20 protein-coding genes and 1 tRNA gene are annotated in these 21,572 nt (G+C 68.0%); 11 read left to right on the top strand and 10 right to left on the bottom strand.

Annotated elements, in window-relative coordinates; genetic code table 11:
• The first annotated feature begins 145 nt into the window (after positions 1–145).
• From A7X12_RS04380 to rtcA, 4 genes are all read left to right on the top strand, one after another.
• Positions 146–1,693, top strand: a complete 1,548-nt coding sequence (locus tag A7X12_RS04380) for a vWA domain-containing protein (protein WP_064310671.1) — start codon at positions 146–148, stop codon at positions 1,691–1,693.
• Positions 1,694–2,113: 420 nt separating this feature from the next.
• Positions 2,114–3,337 (top strand): RtcB family protein, encoded by a 1,224-nt coding sequence (locus A7X12_RS04375; protein WP_064310422.1) that lies wholly within the window; start codon positions 2,114–2,116, stop codon positions 3,335–3,337.
• Between the two features lie 42 nt (positions 3,338–3,379).
• A complete protein-coding gene (locus tag A7X12_RS04370; protein WP_064310421.1) occupies positions 3,380–4,171 on the top strand; it encodes a nucleotidyltransferase domain-containing protein in 792 nt (263 codons plus the stop codon).
• The gene (rtcA, locus tag A7X12_RS04365; protein WP_064310420.1) at positions 4,168–5,190 is read left to right on the top strand and encodes an RNA 3'-terminal phosphate cyclase; all 1,023 of its coding nucleotides are present in this window, start codon (positions 4,168–4,170) and stop codon (positions 5,188–5,190) included. Before A7X12_RS04370 ends, rtcA begins: the two co-directional genes overlap by 4 nt.
• Positions 5,191–5,373: 183 nt before the next feature.
• Here the strand turns inward: rtcA and A7X12_RS04360 are convergent, their stop codons facing one another.
• Genes A7X12_RS04360 through A7X12_RS04340 form a run of 5 tightly spaced genes read right to left on the bottom strand, consistent with a single transcriptional unit; the run spans position 5,374 to position 12,681 of the window.
• Entirely contained in the window at positions 5,374–6,546 is a 1,173-nt protein-coding gene (locus A7X12_RS04360; protein WP_064310419.1) for a VWA domain-containing protein, read from the bottom strand.
• Positions 6,543–8,792: a DUF5682 family protein gene (locus tag A7X12_RS04355; RefSeq protein WP_064310418.1), complete on the bottom strand. Its 2,250-nt coding sequence runs from the start codon at positions 8,790–8,792 to the stop codon at positions 6,543–6,545. The genes A7X12_RS04360 and A7X12_RS04355 overlap by 4 nt, the downstream gene beginning before the upstream one ends.
• A 4-nt stretch (positions 8,793–8,796) precedes the next feature.
• On the bottom strand, positions 8,797–9,876 hold the full coding sequence (locus A7X12_RS04350) for an ATP-binding protein (protein WP_064310417.1): 1,080 nt from the start codon (positions 9,874–9,876) through the stop codon (positions 8,797–8,799).
• Positions 9,873–11,270, bottom strand: a complete 1,398-nt coding sequence (locus A7X12_RS04345; RefSeq protein ID WP_064310416.1) for a DUF5691 domain-containing protein — start codon at positions 11,268–11,270, stop codon at positions 9,873–9,875. The genes A7X12_RS04350 and A7X12_RS04345 overlap by 4 nt, the downstream gene beginning before the upstream one ends.
• The gene (locus A7X12_RS04340) at positions 11,263–12,681 is read right to left on the bottom strand and encodes an SWIM zinc finger family protein (RefSeq protein ID WP_232318358.1); all 1,419 of its coding nucleotides are present in this window, start codon (positions 12,679–12,681) and stop codon (positions 11,263–11,265) included. Before A7X12_RS04340 ends, A7X12_RS04345 begins: the two co-directional genes overlap by 8 nt.
• Positions 12,682–12,701: 20 nt before the next feature.
• Here A7X12_RS04340 and A7X12_RS26560 point away from each other — a divergent pair, with 20 nt between their 5' ends.
• On the top strand, positions 12,702–12,824 hold the full coding sequence (locus A7X12_RS26560) for a hypothetical protein (RefSeq protein WP_269747801.1): 123 nt from the start codon (positions 12,702–12,704) through the stop codon (positions 12,822–12,824).
• A 560-nt stretch (positions 12,825–13,384) separates the two neighbouring features.
• Here A7X12_RS26560 and A7X12_RS04335 read toward each other — a convergent pair.
• The 4 genes from A7X12_RS04335 to A7X12_RS04320 form a co-directional block, all read right to left on the bottom strand.
• Positions 13,385–13,461 (bottom strand) — tRNA-Arg (locus A7X12_RS04335).
• Between the two features lie 69 nt (positions 13,462–13,530).
• Entirely contained in the window at positions 13,531–14,196 is a 666-nt protein-coding gene (gene nth, locus A7X12_RS04330) for an endonuclease III (protein ID WP_064310415.1), read from the bottom strand.
• Positions 14,193–14,921, bottom strand: a complete 729-nt coding sequence (dapB, locus tag A7X12_RS04325; RefSeq protein WP_064310414.1) for a 4-hydroxy-tetrahydrodipicolinate reductase — start codon at positions 14,919–14,921, stop codon at positions 14,193–14,195. The genes nth and dapB overlap by 4 nt, the downstream gene beginning before the upstream one ends.
• Before the next feature lie 41 nt (positions 14,922–14,962).
• Positions 14,963–15,337, bottom strand: a complete 375-nt coding sequence (locus tag A7X12_RS04320; RefSeq protein WP_064310413.1) for a hypothetical protein — start codon at positions 15,335–15,337, stop codon at positions 14,963–14,965.
• A gap of 77 nt (positions 15,338–15,414) precedes the next feature.
• On the opposite strand from A7X12_RS04320, the gene A7X12_RS04315 reads away from it, so the two are divergent.
• The 3 genes from A7X12_RS04315 to A7X12_RS04305 all read left to right on the top strand — a co-directional run bounded on the left by A7X12_RS04315 (position 15,415) and on the right by A7X12_RS04305 (position 17,539).
• Entirely contained in the window at positions 15,415–16,119 is a 705-nt protein-coding gene (locus A7X12_RS04315; RefSeq protein WP_064310412.1) for an NAD-dependent deacylase, read from the top strand.
• Positions 16,120–16,211: 92 nt separating this feature from the next.
• Positions 16,212–17,006, top strand: coding sequence for an SDR family oxidoreductase (locus tag A7X12_RS04310; protein WP_064310411.1), 795 nt, complete (start codon positions 16,212–16,214; stop codon positions 17,004–17,006).
• 65 nt (positions 17,007–17,071) lie between these two features.
• Positions 17,072–17,539, top strand: a complete 468-nt coding sequence (locus A7X12_RS04305) for a YbjN domain-containing protein (protein WP_157105496.1) — start codon at positions 17,072–17,074, stop codon at positions 17,537–17,539.
• A 44-nt stretch (positions 17,540–17,583) separates the two neighbouring features.
• On the opposite strand, the gene purD is transcribed toward A7X12_RS04305, so the two are convergent.
• Positions 17,584–18,849 (bottom strand): phosphoribosylamine--glycine ligase, encoded by a 1,266-nt coding sequence (gene purD / locus A7X12_RS04300; RefSeq protein ID WP_064310409.1) that lies wholly within the window; start codon positions 18,847–18,849, stop codon positions 17,584–17,586.
• Between purD and xseA the strand changes: the two genes are divergently transcribed.
• The 3 genes from xseA to A7X12_RS04285 are packed head-to-tail and all read left to right on the top strand — an operon-like array spanning position 18,848 to position 21,427.
• Positions 18,848–20,356, top strand: a complete 1,509-nt coding sequence (gene xseA / locus A7X12_RS04295; protein WP_064310408.1) for an exodeoxyribonuclease VII large subunit — start codon at positions 18,848–18,850, stop codon at positions 20,354–20,356. The genes purD and xseA overlap by 2 nt on opposite strands.
• Positions 20,357–20,399: 43 nt before the next feature.
• Positions 20,400–20,600: a DUF2093 domain-containing protein gene (locus A7X12_RS04290; RefSeq protein ID WP_064310669.1), complete on the top strand. Its 201-nt coding sequence runs from the start codon at positions 20,400–20,402 to the stop codon at positions 20,598–20,600.
• The gene (locus tag A7X12_RS04285; protein WP_064310407.1) at positions 20,597–21,427 is read left to right on the top strand and encodes a M23 family metallopeptidase; all 831 of its coding nucleotides are present in this window, start codon (positions 20,597–20,599) and stop codon (positions 21,425–21,427) included. Before A7X12_RS04290 ends, A7X12_RS04285 begins: the two co-directional genes overlap by 4 nt.
• Positions 21,428–21,572: the final 145 nt, after the last annotated feature.

Below are 21,572 nucleotides of genomic sequence, written 5' to 3'. Positions count from 1 at the left end.
CTCGTCGAGGGGGTGGTACGACTTGGCACGGCCTCTGCAGAGTTCCTGGCATCGGATCGGGCGCTTCCTGGATCCGATGGCGCGGAAGAACGGGGCGGCCGGAATGGGCCGGCCGCCCCCGGAACTGCAGGAAGGATTGAAGGCAATGGCAAACAAGGGACTTTTCGCCTCGGCGATCGCGAAGCTGCTTCCGGCAGCCGATACGCGCAACCATGAAGGCGCCCCGGCCTATGCCTATGGCCCGCAGGCGAAGCTCGCCCAACTGGCCGTCACCGGCACGCTCAGCGAGACCTTTTACGCGACGGCCGAAGCGCAGCTTTCGGACGTGATCGCTGCCGCCCAGGCATGCGATCCGGGCTTTGTCGCCAAGGCGGCGGTCTATGCCCGCGCCAGCGGCGCGATGAAGGACATGCCGGCGCTGCTCGCGGCCTATCTGACCGTGGCCGATCCGGACCTGGCCGTGCGCGTCTTCGGCCGCGTCATCGACAATGGCCGGATGCTGCGCAGCTATGTGCAGATCCTGCGCTCGGGCCAGGTCGGGCGAACGTCGCTCGGCACGCGGCCCAAGCGGCTGGTGCAGGGCTGGCTGGAACGCGCCTCGATCCGCGACCTGATGGCCGCGGCGACGGGCCGCGACCCCAGCCTGGCGGACATCGTCAGGATGGTGCACCCCAAGCCGGCCGATGCCGAGCGGCGCGCCTTTTATGGCTGGCTGATCGGCAAGCCCTATGATGTCGGCGCGCTGCCGGCGGAGATCGCCGCGTTCGAGGCGTGGAAGGCGGATCCTTCGCGGCCGCTGCCGCCGGTGCCGTTCGAATGGCTGACCGCCTTCGAGCTGTCGGCCGAGCAGTGGGGCGAACTTGCCGGCTCAATGGGCTGGCAGGCGCTGCGGATGAACCTCAACACGCTGGCGCGCAACGGCGCGTTCGACGTGGAAGGGGTGACGGGGCGCGTGGTCGAGCGGCTGGGCGATCCCGCCGCGATCGCCCGGGTGAAGCCGATGCCGTACCAGCTCCAGATGGCGCTGGCGGCAGCGGACGAGGCCGTACCGCTGACCGTGCAGGCGGCGCTGGAGGATGCGCTCGAGCAATCGCTGGCCCGCGTGCCGGCGGTGGCGGGTCGGGTGGTCGTCTGCCCCGACGTCTCGGGGTCAATGGCCTCGCCGGCGACGGGGGTCCGCAAGGGCGCTTTGTCCAAGGTACGCTGCATCGATGTCGCGGCGCTGGTCGCGGCGGCGATGCTGCGGACCAACCGCGATGCCCGGGTGCTGCCGTTCGAACAGGGTGTGGTGAAGCTCAAGCTCGATCCCAAGGCGCGCGTCGCGGTGAATGCCGCGAAGCTTGCCGCGGTGGGTGGGGGCGGGACCAATGTCTCGGCACCGCTCGCCCTGCTCAACAAGACGGGGGAGAAGGTCGATCTGGTTGTCATCGTCTCGGACAATGAGTCCTGGGTCGATGCGACGCGCGGCGGTGCCACGGCGACGCTGCGCGAATGGGATCTGCTGAAGCGGCGTTGCCCGGCGGCCAAGCTCGTCTGCGTCGACATCGCGCCGTACGGCACGACCCAGGCGCAGAGCCGGTCGGACATTCTCAACATCGGGGGCTTCTCCGATGCGGTGTTCGACGGGATCGCACGCTTCGCCGCCGGCGAGACGCGCGACTGGGTGAGCATCGTCGAGGCAGTCGAGGTCTAGGGCAACAAGGCCGTGGCGAATGCCGGGCGGGACTACATTTCCAAGGGTCCGATCCGTCGGGGATGCCCGGAGCAATCCGGTGCGAGGGTTCGATACCCTCCGGTGGCCGAAAGGCCGGTCTCGCCCAATTTCGTCGCCGCGGCTCGACACGAATAATCTGGCGAATGCCGGGAAGGACTACAGGTTAATGCGAATGTCGCGGGTTCGACTCCCGCTCGTGCCCCAAGGCGCGGTAGCTCAGCGGTAGAGCATCGTCCCTTCGGGGAGTCTTTTCCAATCCTCGTCGCCAGGACGAACAACAGGCTGGCAAATGCCGGCGGGACTACATCGGTGGTATCGGAGGTTCGAATCCTCCCCGGAGAAATCCGGATGTCTCGCCAATCCTCGTTGCCAGCACCCGCAGAACACAAGGAGGTCAACATGACCACGACCTATGACTATCAACACGTCGAAGGCGGTGTGCCGATCAAGATGTGGACGCGCGGCGTGCCGGTGGAAGACGGCGCGCGCGCCCAGCTCACCCGCGCGGCGCAGATGCCGTTCGTGTTCAAACACGTGGCGGTGATGCCCGACGTGCATGTCGGCATCGGCGCGACCGTCGGCTCGGTGATCCCGACCAAGGGCGCGGTGATCCCGGCGGCGGTGGGCGTCGATATCGGCTGCGGCATGATGGCCGCGCGCACCTCGCTGATGGCGAGCGACCTGCCCGACAACCTCGAGGGCATCCGCTCGGCGATCGAGCAGGCGGTGCCGCACGGCCGATCGGTCGGGCGGGGACAGCGCGACCATGGCTCTTGGGGGGCGCCGCCCCCGGCGATCGTCGAGGCCTGGGCGACGCTCGCCGCCCGCTTCCAGCGCATCACCGACAAATATCCGCGGCTGAAGAACACCAACAACCTCACCCATCTGGGGACGCTCGGCACGGGCAACCACTTCATCGAGCTGTGCCTGGACCAGGACCAGCGCGTGTGGGTGATGCTCCATTCGGGCTCGCGCGGTGTGGGCAACGCGATCGGCACCTTCTTCATCGAACTGGCGAAGCAGGACATGCGCAAATGGCACATCAACCTGCCCGATCAGGACCTCGCCTATTTTCCGGAGGGGACCGACCATTTCGACGATTATGTCGAAGCGGTCGGCTGGGCGCAGGACTATGCCGCGCTCAACCGGCGGATGATGATGACCAACGTCATCGCCGCCCTGCGCGGGCAGATCGCCAAGCCGTTCGACGCGGAGCTGGAGGCGGTGAACTGCCACCACAACTATGTGACGCGCGAGAACCATTTCGGCGAGAATGTGCTGGTCACCCGCAAGGGGGCGGTGCGCGCGGCCAAGGGCGTGCTGGGGATCATCCCGGGTTCGATGGGCGCCAAGTCGTTCATCGTGCGCGGGCTCGGCAACCCGGACTCGTTCGACAGCTGCAGCCACGGCGCGGGGCGCGTGATGTCGCGCACCGCGGCCAAGAAGCTGGTGACGCTCGACGAGCATATCGCCGACACGGCGGGGGTCGCCTGCCGCAAGGACGAAGGCGTGATCGACGAGACGCCCAAGGCCTATAAGCCGATTGAAGCCGTGATGGCCGCCCAGGCCGATCTGGTGGAGATCGTCCACACCTTGAAGCAGGTGGTGTGCGTGAAGGGGTGACCCTTCGCGCACATCCCGCGCCTGAAAATTGGGATACGGATCATGACCTTCCAAGGGGCGATCGCCCCCGACATCCGCCGCGAGATCGACGCGCGCCTTGCTGACATCGAGGCGCGCAACGGCGTGCGCTTGCTGCTTGCGATCGAGTCCGGCTCGCGCGCCTGGGGATTTCCGTCCCCCGACAGCGACTATGACGTGCGCTTCCTCTATCAACGGCCGCGCGACTGGTATCTCTCGCTGGCGCCGGGGCGTGACGTGATCGAGCAGCCGATCGTCGACGAGATCGATCTCAATGGCTGGGACGTCCGCAAGGCGCTGGGGCTGCTGCTCAAGTCGAATGCTACCGTGAGCGAGTGGATGCAGTCGCCGATCCACTATCGACCCGCCGATCCATTCATGGCGCGGCTGGCGGCGCTGGCGGACGATCTGCTGAACCCGCGGGCGCTCGCGCACCACTATGCAAGCGCCGGGCGCCAGGCGGCCGAGCGCTGGCTGGACGGCGACGATGCGGTGCCGGTGACGAAATATTTCTACGCGCTGCGCCCGGCGCTCACCATCCGCGCGCTTCGGGTGAATCCGAAGGCGCGGCCGCCGATGAACCTGCAGGCGCTGGTCGCGGTCAGCGATCTGCCGGCGGCGCTGGCGGTGCAGATTGCTGAGCTCGTCGAAGCGAAGGCGCGCACCAACGAGCGGGCGAACGGCACCCGTCTGCCCGATCTGGATGCACTGATCCGCAGCGAATTGGAGCGGGCAGGCGACTTGCCGGTCCGCGCCCTGCGCGACGACTTCGTCGGCCGCGCGAATGCACTTTTTCTTGAAATGGCAAACACATGATCATCATCGACGGATCGGAAGGCGAGGGCGGGGGGCAGGTGGTGCGCAATGCGTGCGCGCTGTCGCTGGTCACCGGCCAGCCCTTCCGCATCACCAATGCGCGCGGCAAGCGCTCGAAGCCGGGGCTGATGCGCCAGCACGTCACCGCGATCGAGGCCGCGTGCGCTATCGGTGGGGCGACCTGCGAGGGCGTGGCGGTGGGCGCGGCCGATTTCAGTTTCATACCCGGCAAGGTCGTGCCGGGCGAATACAAGTTCGCGGTCGGCACTGCCGGCAGCACCGGGCTGGTGCTCCAGACGCTGCTGATGCCGCTGCTGCTGGCAGACGGACCGTCGCGGCTCGTGCTCGAAGGCGGCACGCACAACATGCTGGCGCCGCCCTTCGAGTTCGTCGCCAAGGCGTTCGCGCCGGTGCTCCGCCGGATGGGCGCGCAGATCGAACTCCGGCTCGTGCGTCATGGCTTCTACCCGCGCGGCGGCGGGCGGATCGAGGCGGATATCGTGCCGGGGAAGCTGACGCCGATCGATTGCATCGATCGCGGTGCGCTCCGCTCGGTATCGGCGACCGCGCTGTTCGCGGCGCTGCCGTTCAACATCGCCGAACGCGAACTCGCGACGGCGCGCCGGCTGTTGCCGGAATGGCCAGAGGAGGCATTCGCTGTCCGCCAGCTTCCCGACGAGCAGGGCCCGGGCAACACGCTGTTGCTGGAGGCGGAATTCGAACATGCGACCGAGATCGTCAGCGGGTTCGGCCGGCTCGGCGTGTCGGCGGAATCGCTCGCGAAGACGGCCGCGCATCGCATGGCGGGGTTCCTGTCTTCGGAGGCGTTCGCGGGACCCTATCTGGCGGACCAACTGCTGCTTCCGTTCGCGCTGGCGGGTGGGGGCCGCTTCACGACGGTAAAGCCGAGCCAGCACGCCCTGACGGCGTGCGACATCATCGCGCGCTTTACCGGACGTCGGTGGGCCTTCGAACATCAGCCGAACGGGTTTCATCTGGCGCAAGAGCGGACGAGGTAATCGAACGCTGGGCCCAGTGAGGCATTGCCCATTGCTTTCCGGCTGGGTGGCACAGGAACTGGCAGAAAACGGCCCATGATCAGGAATGGCGCACCCGAGGTGCAAGCGCTGGGCACTCGGGTCGCTGGGAAATCTGGATGCCGAGGCCGGTGTGACGTTCGTTTCGCGGCGGCCCGTGCGGCCTTACTTATCCGATCGAACCAGCTTGATGTCGCGATCGGCGGCCCAGCCATGTACGTCCTCGCGGCGAAGCGCGGTGGCCATCAGGTCGGGAAAGTGGTCGGGGGTGCAGGCGAACACGGGGATACCCAGTGCCGCCACCCGCCCCGCAAGATGCGGATCATAGGAGGGGCGCCCCGTATCGGTGAGCGCGAGCAGCACGATCACGTTGACGCCCGAAACCGCCAGTCGTGCAAGCCGGTCGACCAACGCCTCGGCATCGCCGCCTTCGTAAAGATCGGTGATAAGTATCAGATGCGCCTTGCCAGGCCGTTCGATCCGATCCTCGCAATAGGCGACGGCCTGGTCGATATCGGTGCCACCGCCCAGCTGGATGCCGAACAGCACCTCGACCGGATCAGCCAGTTCCTCGGTTAAGTCGACGATCGCCGTGTCGAAGCAGACGAGCTTCGTGGCGACCACCGGCAGCGATGCCATGACGGCCGCGAAGATCGAGGCATAGACCACCGAACTGGCCATTGATCCCGACTGGTCGACGCACAGGATTACCTCGTCAAGATCGACGATGCGCCGCTGCTGGCGCATGAAGCCGATCAGGCGCTCGGGAATCATCGTGCGATGGTCGGGTTGATAATGGCGGAGATTGGCGCGGATGGTGCGCGGCCAGTCGATATCGGCGAACCGCGGGCGCTTGGTCCGGCGGGAGCGATCGAGCGCACCACGGATCGCGTCGGCCGTGCGTGCTTCAAGCCGGGCGAGCAGTTCCGCAACCACCTTCGCGATCACGACACGCGCCGTCTCCCTGGTCTTCTCCGGCATCACCCCGCGCAAGGCGACGAGGTCGGCGATCAGGTTTACATCCGCTTCGACCGTCGCCAGAAACTCCGGCTCCAGCAGCATCTGGCGCAATCCCTTGCGATCGAACGCGTCCTTCTGAATGACTTGAACGACCTGTGCGGGGAAGAAGTCGCGAATATCGCCCAGCCATTTTGCGACGCGCGGTGCCGATCCGCCAAGGCCGCCGCGCCCCTTCTTCTCCTCTTCGCCGCTGCCGTAGAGCGCCGACAGCGCCCTCGACATGCGGCGATCGCTGTCGGACAGCGGAGCGCCCGCTTCGCCTGCATCATCGAGGCCCAGGGCGAGCGTCCAGCGGCGGCGGCGTTCGTCCTCGTTCATTGCCGCGTTCCCGTCATCAGCGCGATCACGCGGGCTTCGTGCGCGGGCCAGATCGCAGCGGCTCCCGGCAACAGCCGATAGTCACGCGCACCGTTGCCGGATCGTCCCAGCGCGGCGTCCATCAACCGCCGACGCTCGTTGCGGTCGAGCGCGGAGAAGACCCGCCGGAACAACGGCAGGTTGGCGACGAACGCTTCCTCTTCCAGTGTCGAGAGCCAGGCATCGACTGCCTCGCGCAAGGCCGCGTCATGGATCAGCCGTTGCCCCGCACCCTCCAGAAAGCCTTCGAAATAGCCTGCGGCCTCGGTGACGGGCGCTCCGGGTGATAGCATACGGGCGAGCAGCAAGGCGGCCTCGTCTGCGGACAGTTCCTCCGCCTCGTAGAGCAGGCGCGCGGCGGACCCGGCGATCAGGCGGGTCGTCTGATCGTCGTCGAACAGTTTGCGCAACGCCGCATGCCAGGTCGCGACCACGTCCGGCGCTAGCTCTGCCAGTTGGATTGCCCCTTCCGCCGCCAGGATTGCGCCGCGCAGGGACCCGGCCGCTTCGGCGTCCAGGTTCCGCGCGGCGTAGGGGAAGGCCAGCGACGCCTGCACCACGATGCGCGGCATCAGTCCGGCAAGATGCGCGACCGTCCCGCTTCGTGCCTCGCCATAGCGCAGGATGTCGGCCATGGGCGGCATGGCGTCGAGCAGCGCCTGACAGTCGCTGGTTAGCGCGGCCCTGTCTTCGAGCAGCGCGATACCGGTCTGGGTCGCGTGCGGCAGGGCGGCCATCATCGCACCGCGCACCAACTCCGCCAGCGGGCCGAGGTCAATCTCCGCTCGCATCGCCTCTGTCAGCTTTGCGTTGGCGGCCTCTGCGATGGTCGAGCCATGGACGAGGTTCTCGACCAAGCAAACGGCAAATTCGGGCTGCCAAGCCAAGATCCAATTTTCGCGAAACGTGCCGCGGCTGCGCCCGGCGTCGGCTAAACGGCCCCAGGGCACGTCCAGGACATCCAGCCGGTGCAGCAGCGTCGAGCGCGCCAGCCCGCTGTCGCTGCGCAGGTCGAGCGTCAGTACACGTTCCAGCGCTTCGGGCTTCAGCCGCGTCGCCTTTTGCTGGCGTTGCAGATCCTCCAGCAGCGGGGCTAGCGGCGTGTCGGCGGGGATCACCCCGACCGCCGACCCGATCATGAGTTCGGCCGCGATGTCGTCCCATATATCACGGTTGCCCTGGCAGAGGCAGGCGATCGCCGCCTCGCGCAGTTCCTCGAAGCCGGGATGGGGACGCGTGCGCAGGGCGGCCAGCGCATGGCCCAGCCGCTGCGCTTCGATCACCGATGCGGTGGAAACGAAGTGACCATGTTCGCGCATCACCCGCGCGATACGGGCGAGCCAGATCGCGTCGCGATCATCGGCGTGGCGCGTGTCCCAGAGATGCGCGCACCATCCCGGGGCAACCACTCCGGCGCCATAGCCGCATTCACGGGCAAGGCGCGGCGCGGTCCACGGTGCCCAGGTCGCCTTGGTCTTTACCTTGGGGCGCCCTTTGAGCAAGGCACGGTCGGCGGAGAGGCTGACCTTGGCGGCAAGCGCGGGAACGTGCCATGCGCCGCACACCACGGCGACAGGGCCATCGCTGACTTTGGTAGCGCGCGCGATTTCGATGCGCATATGCGCTTCCCGCGCCGCGTCTCGCCCCGACGGGGGGGCGGCTTCGCTGCGCAGCGCGGTCATGGCGTCGGCCACCGCCGCGAATACCGATGCCGAGGCGGGGTTCTCTTCGATGACGTCGGTCCACCAGGATTCGCCATCGTCATACCCCGCCGCCATGGCCAGCACGCCGATCGGATCGCGGGCGATCGGATCGGCGTCGGCCACGGCCTCCTGCTCCTTGCCGATCTCGATGCTTTCGTCGCCCTGATGGTCGCCCAGCCGCTCCCCAAGTCGGTCGGAAGCGGGAAGGTCGATAAAGCGCACCTCTGCGCCATGCGTCACCGCCCAGCGCGCCGCTTGATATTCGGGCGAATAGTCCGCAAGCGGGAAGAAGCAGGCGTTCGCGGGATCATCCTCGGCATAGGTCAGCAGCGCCACCGGCGTCGTCATCGCCGGATCGGCCAGCATCGGCAGCAGGTGCGAGGCATCTACCGGTCCCTCGATCAGCACCGTCACCGGCCGGAGCGTGTCTAGCGCTTCCACCAGGCGCCGCGCCGAACCAGGGCCGTGGTGGCGAATGCCGAACAGTGATACCTCGGCCGCCATCGCGTCAGATCAGTTCGCTCAGCGAGGCGTAGTAGCCCTCGAACCCGCGGCGCTTCTTCAACACGGTTTCCAGATACTCGCCCAGCACAGCCTTGTCCTGCACCGGGTCCTTCACCACCGCGCCCATCATGTTGGCGGCCAGCATGTCGGGGGTAAGGCGACCGTCGTTGAAGAAGGTAGCCTGGCTGATGCCGCCGACCATCACGCCAATCGCCTCGGCGGTGGAAAGTCCGCCCGAAGGGGATTTCAGCGCGACCTTGCCATCCTCGGTCGAGCCCGATCGCAGTTCGCGGAAGATCGCGACGACGCGCGCGACTTCCTCGGCGACGTTCTTCGGTGCAGGCAGGTCCAGGCTGTGTGCCATCTCAGCCACGCGCTTGACGATGATCGCCACCTCTGCATCCGCGCTGTCGGGCAGCGGCAGGACGACGACGTTGAAACGCCGCTTGAGTGCCGAACTCAGTTCGTTGACGCCCTTGTCGCGGTTGTTGGCGGTGGCGATGATATTGAAGCCGCGATGGGCATAGACCGCACCGTTCAGTTCGGGGATCGGCATCATTTTCTCGGACAGAACGGTGATAAGCGTGTCCTGCACATCCGATCCCATCCGGGTCAGCTCCTCCATGCGGCACAGCTTGCCCGTCTCCATCGCGCGCATCAACGGAGTCGGGACCAGTGCCTCCCGGCTGGGACCATGGGCGAGCAGTTGCGCATAGTTCCAGCCATAGCGGACTTGGTTCTCGTCGGTCCCGGCGGTGCACTGGATCACCATCGTCGAATCGCCGGTGATGGCGGCCGACAGATGTTCGGACACCCAGGACTTGGCGGTTCCCGGCACGCCGAGAAGCAGCAGCGCGCGATCGGTCGCCAGCGTCGCCACCGCCGTCTCGATCAGCCGCCGGTCGCCGATATATTTCGGCATGATCGTGGTGCCGTCTGGGGCCGTGCCGCCCATCAGATAGGTGACGACGCGCTTCGGTGACACTGCCCAGCCGGGCGGACGCCGGTCGGCATCCTCCACTGCGAGGGCGGCAAGCTCGCCAGCATAAACCTTCTCGGCGGGCAGGCGCAGCGTCTCGCTCATTCGGTCGGTCTCCTGTTCTCGAGCGCGGCGTTCAGCCGCAGCATGTCAAGGCGCGGATCGGAGGCGATCAGCCCCACCACCACCAGTTGGTCCAGGGCTTGCCCCGCCGCCTTGCGGGAGGCGATCAGGCCGAGCGCCAGCAATTCGTCGGCCTGATCGCCTCCCGCCTCCAGCGCGCCCAGCAGCGCCATCCCTGCAGGCATATGGATCGCATCGTCGATGCAGCCGTCGCCGCCCGCGATGGCGCGCACCATATCGAACGTCGCGCCGTTCGCGCGGACCAGCCGTTCGGCGGCGACGTGGCGTTGCCCTGCGGTCAGGCGCGGCAGGAGCATCTCCAGCGCGTCACTGTCGATCGTCTTCGCCAGGGTCAGCGCGTCGGCCGTCGCGGCGACGACCGGATCGGCAGCGGAGCGTGCCACCATCTGCGCGAAGCCCTGGTCGAGCAGCGCATCGCCGCCCCATGGCCAGATCGCGACCAGTTCGGTGCCCTCCAGCCCGAGCGTCCGGGCGAAACCGTCGAACGATACCGTGTCGAACAGGTCGGTGCGGCGGTTGCGATAGACGATGTTCTTGGGCGGCAGCGGTTCGATCACGCGGGTCCGCCGCAGCAGCCCCCTTGTCTGGACCGCGAAGAACGCCGCCAGCTTCGCCGCATCCTCTTCGTCCTGATGGGATGTCCTGCCGTTCAGCCCTTCGATGAACGCCGTGGCCAGCGCCCGGACGCGCGGCGCCCGGTCGCCGGAAGCCAATAGTTCGAGCAGCGGCCGATCATTCTCGGACAGGCCCAGCACCAGCGTCTGAAGCAGGCGGACGCGATGGTCGGCGGGTTCGCCCGCGATCTTCAGGAGCAGCAGTGCGGTGGCCGCGGCGGCATCATGCCCCCGCAAGTCCATGAGCGCGGCCAGCCGTGCGGCGGGGCCGAATTCGCCCCATGTGTCGGCGGTCAATTCCTCCGCCCCGGCCGAAGCGGCAGTCGCCGCCCAGTCCTGCCAAGGCGCATAGACCGGGGGCACGTCGTCACCGGGGCGCGGCATCCAGTCGCCGGGATGCAGCGTCCAGCCGCGCCGGTCGAGGAAGTTGAGCAGATCGCGCCGAGCCCCCGGCTCACGGAGTGCATGGAGCAAGCGGCGCGCGCCGGGGCGGAATATCTCGGGCAGCGGCGGACAGGCCAGCACCGGGATATCACCCCGAGGTTGCAGATCGCCCGCAGGCGGGCTGACCGTCAACGTGCCCAGATACTGGCCGGAAAGCGCGAGCAATCGCAACTCGGCCTCTTTGGGGTCGCTCTCCAACGCCTCGCGCCAGACGGGCGGGGCGTGACGCACCGCGCTGCCGCCCATGGTCCAGCGGGTGAGCACCGGTCCGAGGGCATCCAGGATCGCGTCAGCCATGGCCGATTCGCCCCCATGGGCTCTGCGCCGCCAGTATCTCCAGACGGTGCCCCGACCAGAGCGCGGCGCAGCATGTCAGGTCGGTACCGGAGAGAAGCCCCCCGGCTTCCTCCGCCAGCGGCAACGCCGTATTGCCCTCATGCGGTTGCCACCAGGGGGCGCCCGCCCGGTCGAAGCCGATACGGCCCGGCGGCAGCAAGACCGGCCGCTCGGCGGCCCATGGTTCTGCGAGGAGCGGAGCAGTCAATGTCTCCTCCAGCGGCGCGTCCGGCTGCGGCCAGTCGAGCGGCGGTCCGTTGATCACGCCCGTCTCGCGCTTGATCAGCACGGCACGCAACGGCGTGCGGGCAGGGTAGAAGAGGATTTCGCCGATGAACTGCTCGCCCGGCACGAAGACCGATCCGCGCCGCCCCGCGCTAGCGGGAAAGTAATCGAGCAGCATCGCAAAGCGCGGGCCGCCCTTCAGGTTGAGCAGCCAGGTGGTCTGAGAGATCAGCCCATCGCGGCGCGTCTGTACCTGTTCGGCCAACACCTCCCAGGCAGTCGTTACCCGCAGCGCCGCCGGATCGTCGAGCAGCGCCTCACGCTTTTCGGCTGAAGCGACTGCGCGAAGCAACTCGGGATCGCGCGGGTCGGCGCGAAAGGCGCGGGCCAGCATCACCAGCCGCGCCAACTCCACCGTTGCGCCGCGCACTCGTTCCCTTGGGGGCAGTGCCAGCAGGCGGGCGGGCAATTCGTCGACATGACCCGCCAGCGCCGCCGCCTTGCCGTCGACCAGCCGCGCCCCGATGCGGCGGCACCGCGCGGTCGCATCCTCGAGGAACCCGCCGAGCCCCAGCCGGAGCTGATCGCCGACCCATTGCTCCAGCGCTTCCAGCGCGCCGAGGATCACGCGCTCGGTCTCTTCGGCGCGTTTCGCGTTGGCCGCGTCGCGCCGCGCGGCTGCCTTGGGATCGGGAGCGGGTTGCGGTTCGACGCTCCTGGCCGCGTTCAGGGCATTGGCCGAGGTCTTGGGTACGCCGCTGACCGCGGCAATCGGCTTCGGCGCGCTACCGGTCGATCGCCTGCGCCCGAGCCATTCGATCACCCACTCGGGCGTCTCCCCGGCGGGGAAGGGCAGGATCGCCTCCGCGTGCACCCACAGCAGGGCCAGGGCATGCTTGCATGGGAATTTGCGCGAAGGGCAGGTGCATTTGCTCCCCATGTCGCGCAGGTCGGCGGCGACCCGATAGGGATTGGCTCCGGATCCAGCACACTCGCCCCAGACCAACGCTCCGTCCCGGCTGGCCCCAATGCCCGACCATCTTCCGGCCTTCGCCAGCCCCGCCGCAGCCTTGAGCGACGATTGATCGGTGGCGAGCTGTTCCACCGCCATCAAGTCGATCGTCACACCGCGCCCGGACCCGTTCATTGTCTAAATGATACGAGACAATGGCAAAAGCGCAACTCGCTTCGCCTGAACTGGTGAAGCTCGGCAAGGATGGACGCGGCGAAGACCGGTTCACCAACCGCGACATGATCGAGACCGAAGCACGGCTGGAGATGGGCCAATGAAGGCCAGCGGGGATTGCCCAGCTTTGACGATCTAAGCGGTACCGCGGTCACCGACTTGACTGCAGCTTTTCTGGCTCGGGCACCAGAAACCGCCCATCCTAAAAGGGCCCATGAGCAGACAGGCTGCTATGCGGTGGTATGCGGTCAAGCAGCGATTGGCCGCGTCGTCGCCCGTCTCCGGGTGGGGCGCTCGGACCGCATCGACGGAGAGCCGGTTATATATGGTCACCCGGGAGGTCCAAGCCGCGCGGAGAACGCCACTTGACCGGCCTGAATCTGCTCGACCTCGGCGAATTGCTGGTCGAGTGCCTTGAACTGCGCGCCGACAATCCCGCCGAAGTCGACTGGCTCACAACAGGATGCTGATCGACGCAGCCCAACGCGCGGGGCCAGCGATCCGCTCTGTGTACGTACGCTAACGTCCCACAGCGAAGGCGAATCAGGAGCTTACTTGCCCGTGAAGGGGGCATTTATGGTTTCATGAGGAACGAATTCGTTCGATGATGTTTTCCGTACGTTTCCGTACGTCCATCGCGGAGCCCAGCTAAGCCATTGAAAATTGGCGCACCCGACAGGATTCGAACCTGTGGCCTCTGCCTTCGGAGGGCAGCGCTCTATCCAGCTGAGCTACGGGTGCCTGGAAGGGGGCGACTAGCAAAGCCTTGGGCGGAACGCCAGCCCGTTTCGGCGGATCGCGGTCAAAAGCTCAGGCGGGGTCTGCCGCTTTCTTCGCCTTGGGCGCGGGGGGCTTCGGTTTGTACGCACACAGATCCGCCACCGGGCAGCGCCAGCATTCGGGCGTGCGCGCCTTGCAGATGTAGCGGCCGTGCAGGATCAGCCAGTGGTGCGCGTGCAGGCGGAACGGCTGCGGCACTCGCTTTTCGAGCTTCCGTTCCACCGCCAGCGGCGTCTTGCCGGGCGCGAGGCCGGTGCGATTGCAGACGCGGAAAAGGTGCGTGTCGACCGCGAAGGTCTCCTGCCCGAACGCGACGTTCATCACGACGTTCGCGGTCTTGCGGCCCACACCGGGAAGCTGCTCCAGCGCGTCGCGATCGGCGGGAACCTCGCCGCCATGGTCGCGGATCAGGGCTTCGGAAAGGGCGATGACGTTCTTGGCCTTGGTGTTGAACAGGCCGATCGTCTTGATGTGCGCCTTCAGTCCGGCCTCGCCCAGCGCCACCATCTTTTCCGGCGTGTCCACCTCGGCGAACAACGCCCGCGTCGCCTTGTTAACGCCGGCGTCGGTCGCCTGGGCGGAGAGCGCCACCGCGACGAGCAGGGTGTAGGTGTTGACCGATTCGAGTTCGGTCTCCGGATGCGGATTGTCCGCCGCCAGCCTTGCGAAGAATTCGACGACCTGCGCCTTCTTCACACGCCGAGCACCTCGCGCATGGTGTACCGGCCCGGATCGCGGCCCGGCAGCCACAGGGCGGCGCGGATCGCGCCCTTCGCGAAGATGGCGCGATCGTCGGCGCGGTGCGTGAGCTCGATCCGTTCGCCGTCGCTGGCGAAGACCACCGTATGATCGCCGATCACCGACCCGCCGCGCAGGCTCGCCATGCCGATCGTGCCGCCGGCACGCGGGCCCGTCAGCCCCGCACGGTCGCTCACACCCGCCTCGGCGAGCGTGGTGCCCATTGCCTCGGCAGCAGCGGCGCCGAGCATCAGCGCGGTGCCGGAGGGCGCATCAGCCTTGTTGCGGTGGTGCATTTCGACAATCTCGATGTCCCAGTCCTGCCCCAGCCGCGATGCCGCTTCATGGATCAGCTGCGCGAGCAGGCCGACACCGAGCGAGGTGTTGCCGGTCTGCAGCACGGCGACCTCTGCTGCTGCCGCGTCGATCATGCGATGGTGGCGCTCCGCGAGTCCGGTGGTGCCGATCACGATCGGGGTGCGGGCGGCACGCGCAGCGGCGAGGTTCGCCTCCAGCGCCGCGGGCGCCGAGAAATCGACCAGCACATCGGCCTTGCGGGCAAGCTCGGCGGGATCGTCACCCACGTCCGCGCCGCCTGCCAGGCGGGCGCCGAAATCGGGAAGGGCGGCGGCGATCGCCTGGCCCATCCGCCCCATGCTGCCATAGATGCCGATGCTCGTCATGCTGCGCGCTGTTGCACGATCCCGCCGCCAAGGGACAGATGCTATTTTTGCGGGTCGTCCGGCTTTTTCTTCTTGCCGCCGATCGGGATCCGCAGCGTGACGAAGGCAGCGGGAACGGAGGCGATGCCGGCGCTGTGCTGCTGCGCTTCGGCGCGCACCTCCCCGCCGCCGGGCAAGCGAAAGCTGGGATCCAGCGCGCGGCGCTCCTTTTGCTTCGGCGCCAGCGTAGGGCCGATCCGGTACCGGTCCGGTTCGTCGCGCTTGCACACGACGATCTCGTCGGCGCTGGTCGGCGTGGGGCAATGCTGCTGCGTGAGGGAGCGGGCGGCGATGCCCTTGCCGTCGTCGTCGCCGAGCGGCCCGCGGACCTGTTGCTGGAGCAGGATGGAGACGAGCACGGAGGCGAGCAGGGCCATGGTCTTGTCTCCGATCCTTGAGATCTGGAGAGAAACCAAGCTTTGCGGCAGCGCTGTGGCAGGCTTAGGGTCGCGCCATGGCCAGGCTACGCAATCTCGTGATTCTCACCGGTGCCGGCGTCTCCGCGGAGAGCGGTATCGCCACCTTCCGCGGGCCCGGCGGGCTGTGGGAGGGACACCGCGTGGAGGATGTTTGCACGCCGGAGGCGCTGGCGCGAGATCCTTTGCTCGTCCATCGCTTCTACGATCTGCGCCGCGCGGCGCTGGACACGGTGGCGCCCAATGCTGCGCATCATGCGCTGGCGCGGCTGGATGCCGCATGGCCGGGCGATCTGCTGATCGTGACCCAGAATGTCGACGATCTGCACGAGCGTGCCGGGGCTCGCCGCTTGCTCCACATGCATGGCGCGCTACGTTCGGCCCTATGCGCCGCCTGTGGCATCCGCGAACCGTGGACCGACGCACTGCCGCCGGAGACCGAATGCCCGAATTGCGGCATGCTGGCGCTTCGGCCGGACATCGTCTTTTTCGGCGAGATGCCATACGAGATGGAGCGGATCGAGGCCGCGCTGGCCGATGCCGATCTGTTCGTTTCGATCGGCACGTCGGGCGCGGTGTATCCCGCTGCGGGCTTCGTGCAGACGGCGCGGCACCACGGGGCGGCGACGCTGGAGATGAACCTGGATCCCTCGGGCGGCAGCCACTGGTTCGAGGAAAGCCGCATGGGGCCGGCCGGCACGCTGGTCCCTGCCTGGGTGGACGACGTGCTCGCCGCTGCCTGATCCCGCAACATCGCGCTGGCGCTCTGCAGCAATGTGCGGAAAGATGGGATCAAGGCGCCATCATAGGCGCCAGTGAACAGGGGAGAGGCGGGATGACCCAGCAGGCGATCTTCGTTACCGGCGGCGCGTCGGGCATCGGGCGTGCGGTGGCGCTGTTGTTCGCACAGCGCGGGTGGCGCGTGGGACTGGCGGACGTCAACGCGGCCGGCCTGGCCGAAACCCACGCGCTGCTGCCTGCGGGCATGGCGACGACTCACCTGCTCGACGTGCGTGATCGCGACCAGTGGGTGGCGGCGCTGGCAGCCTTTGCCGAAGCGAGCGGCGGTCGCATGGACGTGTTGTTCAACAATGCCGGGATCGGCACCAGCGGACCGTTCGCGACAACCACGCCGGCAGCGCTGGAGCGCTGCAACGCCATCAACTTCATGGGCGTGGTGCATGGCGCGCATGCCGGTTTTGCGCTGCTCTCGGCGACACCGGGATCGGTGATGCTGATCACCAGCTCGGCTGCGGGGATCTACGGCACCGCGGGGGCGGCGATCTATTCGGCGACCAAGTTTGCGGTACGAGGCCTCGCCGAGGCGCTGGACGGCGAATGGGCGGCGGCCGGGGTGAAGGTGCGGACGCTGATGCCTTCCTTCATCGACACGCCGCTCCTCGACCAGCCGACCGGCGGCTCCAACCAGCTGATTCGCGAGAATGTGCGCCGGGCTGGGCTGGAAATCTCGCCGGTGGGCGATGTCGCCGAGGCGGCGTGGGCGGCGGTCCATGGCCGGGATCTGCACACGCGTGTCGGCAAGACGGCGCGCAAGCTCTGGTTCGCAGCGCGCTGGATGCCGGGCGCGGTGCGCAAGCAGGCGCAGCGGAGCCGATTGGGGCGCCGCTAGGCTTGGCAGCCGCACCAGCGCCGCGATACGAGGCGTGCGACGGTAACGGCACGAAGGGGAACTACATGAAGACGTTGGTGCTGATGGCGCTCGGGCTGCTGGCGACGGTGCCGGCGCAGGCCCAGGTGCGCTCGACCGATCCGCAATCGGTCGCCAAGGCGCTGCAGGATGCGGGCTACAAGGCAGAGCTGACCAAGGACAGCGACGGCGATCCCATGATCCGCAGCGGTGCCCAGGGCTATAAATACACCATCTTCTTCATGAGCTGCGAAAAGGGCCGGAACTGCGGCGATATCCAGTTCTACGCCGGCTGGACCAACAAGCTGTCGGCGGAGCGCGCCAATGCGTGGACGCGCAAGCACCGCTTCGCGCGCGTCTATGCCGACGACAAGGGCGAAGCGGCGATCGAGTATGACCTGAACTTCGAGGATCAGCCGATGACCGTCGAGCTGTTCCGCAAGAACCTGGAGCTTTGGGACTCCCTGGTCGGCAGCTTCGTCGATTACATCAACGAGGACGATGCGAAGCAGTAGCGGTCTGGCGTCGGCGCGGGAAGACCGCGCGCCGACGCCATGCTTCAGCCGCGGGTGCGGGCCAGTTCGCGCCAGCCGATGTCGCGGCGGCAAAAGCCGGTGGGGAAGGCGATCGCGTCCACGCCGCGATACGCCGCCGCCTGGGCGCTGGCGATGTCCGGGCCGATCGCCGTCACGTTGAGCACGCGGCCGCCGCTCGCTACCAACGTGTCGCCCTGGCGCCTGGTGCCTGCATGGAACACCTGCGCGCCGCCCGCTTCCGCCGCGTCGATGCCTTCGATCGTCCCGCCCGTTTCCGGGGTACCGGGATAGCCGCGCGCCGCCATCACTACGGTCAGTGCCGTGTCGGGGCGGAAGCGCGGGGCGGGCCGGCCGGCAAGTTCGCCACGCGCCGTCGCCAGCAACAGGTCCAGCAGGTCGTCCTCCAGCCGCAGCATCAGCACCTGGCATTCGGGGTCACCGAACCGGGCATTATACTCGATCAGCTTCGGGCCGGCCCGGGTCAGCATCAGCCCGGCATAGAGCACGCCGGAATAGGGAGTGCCCTCGGCCGCCAGCGCGGCAATGGTCGGTTCCACGATCCGTTCCATCGCTTCGCGTTCCAGCGCGGCCGTGAGCACCGGGGCAGGGCTATAGGCGCCCATGCCGCCGGTGTTGGGGCCGACATCGCCTTCGCCGACGCGCTTATGGTCCTGCGCCGATCCGAACAGCACCGCGCTGGTGCCGTCCGTGATCACGAACAGGCTGGCTTCCTCACCGTCGAGGAATTCCTCGATCACCGCGCTGGCGCCCGTATCGGCAAAGATCGCGGTGAGGGCGCCGATCGCCTCGTCGCGGGTCATCGCCACGGTCACGCCCTTGCCGGCAGCGAGGCCGTCGGCCTTCACGACCACGGGCAGGCCGAACGGCTCGAGGGCCGCCAACGCCTCGTCCAGCCGATGCACGCGTACATAGCCGGCAGTGGGGATGTTCGCGCGGGCGCACAGATCCTTGGTGAAGCCCTTCGATCCTTCCAGCTGCGCTGGCAGGCGATTCGGCCCGAAGACCGGGATGCCGGCTTCGCGCAGCACGTCGCCGACGCCCGCGACCAGCGGCGCCTCGGGGCCGACCACGACCAGGCCGATTGCCTGCGCCTGCGCAAAGGCGAGCACCGCCGCCGGGTCGGTCGCAGCAAGGTCGACGCAGGTCGCATGCGCCGCTATGCCCGGATTGCCCGGCGCGGCGAAAAGCTGCGTCAGCAGCGGCGATTGCGCGAGTTTCCAGGCGAGCGCATGTTCGCGACCCCCCGACCCCAGTAGCAGGACGTTCATGGCCGACCCCCTTTTCGAGACTTCATCGGCGCGGCTCGTAGCCGAGGCGGTGCCCGGGGACAACGCGGCACCGATGAGCGTGAGCGAACTCTCCGGCCGGTTGAAGCGAATGGTGGAGGGCGAGTTCGGCCATGTCCGCCTGCGCGGCGAGATTTCGGGCTGGAAGCGCGCGGCTTCGGGCCATGCCTATCTCGCGCTCAAGGACGTGGACGCGGTGATCGACGGGGTGATCTGGCGCGGCGCGGCGTCCGCGCTGCCGTTCCAGCCGCAGGACGGGCTGGAAGTGATCGCGACCGGCAAGCTCACCATCTATCCCGGCCGGTCCAAGTACCAGATCGTCATCGAGCGGATGGAGCTGGCCGGCGAGGGGGCGCTGATGGCGCTGCTGGAGAAGCTCAAGGCCAGGCTGGCGGGCGAGGGGCTGTTCGACGCGCGCGCCAAGAAGCCGCTGCCCTACATGCCCAAGGTGATCGGCGTGGTGACCTCGCCCACCGGTGCCGTGATCCGCGACATTCTCCACCGGCTCGAGGATCGTTTCCCCAGCCATGTCCTCGTCTGGCCGGTCAAGGTGCAGGGCGACGGCGCGGCGCAGGAAGTAGCGCGCGCGGTGCGCGGGTTCGACGCGATCCAGCCCGGCGGCCCGGTGCCGCGCCCGGACCTGGTGATCGTCGCGCGGGGCGGCGGCTCGGTCGAGGATCTCTGGTCGTTCAACGAGGAGGTCGTGGTGCGGGCGGTGGCCGAGTGCTCCATCCCGATCATCTCGGCGGTTGGCCACGAGACCGATACCACATTGTGCGACTTCGCCGCCGATCTGCGCGCGCCGACCCCGACCGCGGCGGCCGAGATCGCGGTGCCCGTGCTTGCCGACGTACGCCACGGCATCGCCACGCTGGCGCACCGTACCGAACGCTGCGTGCGCCGCTACCATGAACGCGCCGGTGAGCAACTGGCGGGGCTGGTCCGCGTGCTGCCGCGGCGCGACGCGCTCCTCGGGCCCCAACGGCAGCGGCTCGACGACGTCGCGGCCCGGCTGGGGCTGGGACTCGAGCGCCGGGTGACGGTGGCACGCGGCCAGTTGGATCGGGCGGGCGCCGCGCTGCGGCCCGCCGCGCTCGAACAGCGGCTGGCGACCGCCCGGCAGCGGCTGGGCGGTGTCGCGCTCGATCGCGCGGCCGACCGAGAACTCACCGCGCTGCGCCAGCGTTTCGTCCGTTCCGCCGAGGCGCTGAAGCTCGCCAGCCTCGAACGCCGCTTCGCCACCGCCGCCGAGCGGCTGGCGGCGATGGGACGGCATCTCGAACTGCTCGATCCCGGCCTGCCGCTCAAAAAGGGCTATGCCTGGGTGGAGGGGCGCGGCACCGGCAGGGTAGTCGCCTCGGCCGAGGATGCCCGCGCAGCCCAAGCCGTGACGCTGCATTTCGCCGACGGACCGGTGGATGCCCGGGTTGAGCGCGGGCAGGCCAAGGCCTATGTTCCGCCCAAGCCCGAGCAGCCGACGCTGCTCTAGGGCGCACCCGAACCACCACCGAACTGCAGGAATGGCGCCGCCCATGCTGATGTCCAACACCGCCCGCGTCGCCAAGCTGCACTATATGGCCAACGGCTTCCGCGTCCTCGCGCCCGGCGACCATGTGCTGTGCGCCGTCACCGGCGAGCGGATCCCGGTCGACATGCTCCGCTACTGGAGCGTGGCGCGCCAGGAAGCCTATGCGACGCCCGAGGCGGCAACCAAGGCCCTGCTCGCCGAATGATCGGCCGGCGGCGCTTCGCCGCAGGGCTGCTGGCGACGACGCTCGTGCCGGGCCGCGCTTCGGCGGGGGGCGATCCGTTCGGCCTGAGCGGCAGTTTCGATCAGGGCGGCGTTGCGCTCGGTACGGTGCCTGCGGACATTGGCGCGTTGCGCTTCAACGGTCAGCCGATCGCCTTTGCCGCCGATGGCCGTTTCCTCATCGCCTTTGATCGCGATGCGCCGCCCACCGCGCTGGTGGAAGCGGTGGCGGACGGAGGGCGGTTGGTGCGAGACCAGCTTTCGATCGCGCCGCGCGCCTGGAACATCTCGCGGCTGGACCGTCTCCCCAAATATCCCGTGCCGAGCGCCGAGTTCGAGGCTCGTCGCCCTTCCGAGCTCGCCCAGATCGCTGCCGCGCGGGCGAAGCAGACGGCTGCCGAGGGCTGGCGCCAGCATTTCGCCTGGCCCGCGCGTGGGCGTATTTCGACGCTGTTCGGATCGCAGCGTATCTATGCGGGGGAACCCGGCGCCTATCATTCGGGCATCGATCTCGCGCTGCCGACCGGTACGCCCGTCCACGCGCCCGCGGACGGCGTGGTGATCCTGGCCGCCGATGCGCCGTTCACGCTGGAAGGCAATCTGCTGATGCTCGACCACGGGATGGGCCTGTCGAGCGCCTTCCTGCACTTGTCGCGTATCGATGTCCGGCAGGGCGAACGTGTGCGGCAGGGGCAGCTGATTGGCGCAGTGGGCGCAACCGGACGCGCGACCGGCCCGCACCTGCACTGGGGACTGATGTGGCGCGGTGCGCGGATCGATCCGCTGCTGGTCGTGGGCGTTGCTGCCTGATTTCTGGGCAGGCTTGCACCGAGGTTGGAAACTTCGTAACAATTTGTAACGAGTTTTTCGACATTTCCTATGCAATACTGTGGCTTTTGAGCGACAGTTCCACGAAACCGGCCGCCTCGGTCCTAGCTGCGCTTTACAACCTCCA

It is taken from the genome of Sphingomonas sp. TDK1 (genome assembly GCF_001650735.1).
In the GTDB taxonomy this organism is placed as follows: domain Bacteria; phylum Pseudomonadota; class Alphaproteobacteria; order Sphingomonadales; family Sphingomonadaceae; genus Sphingomonas.
Note: the sequence above shows the minus strand (reverse complement) of the source record. Positions and strands in the feature narration are given on the sequence as shown.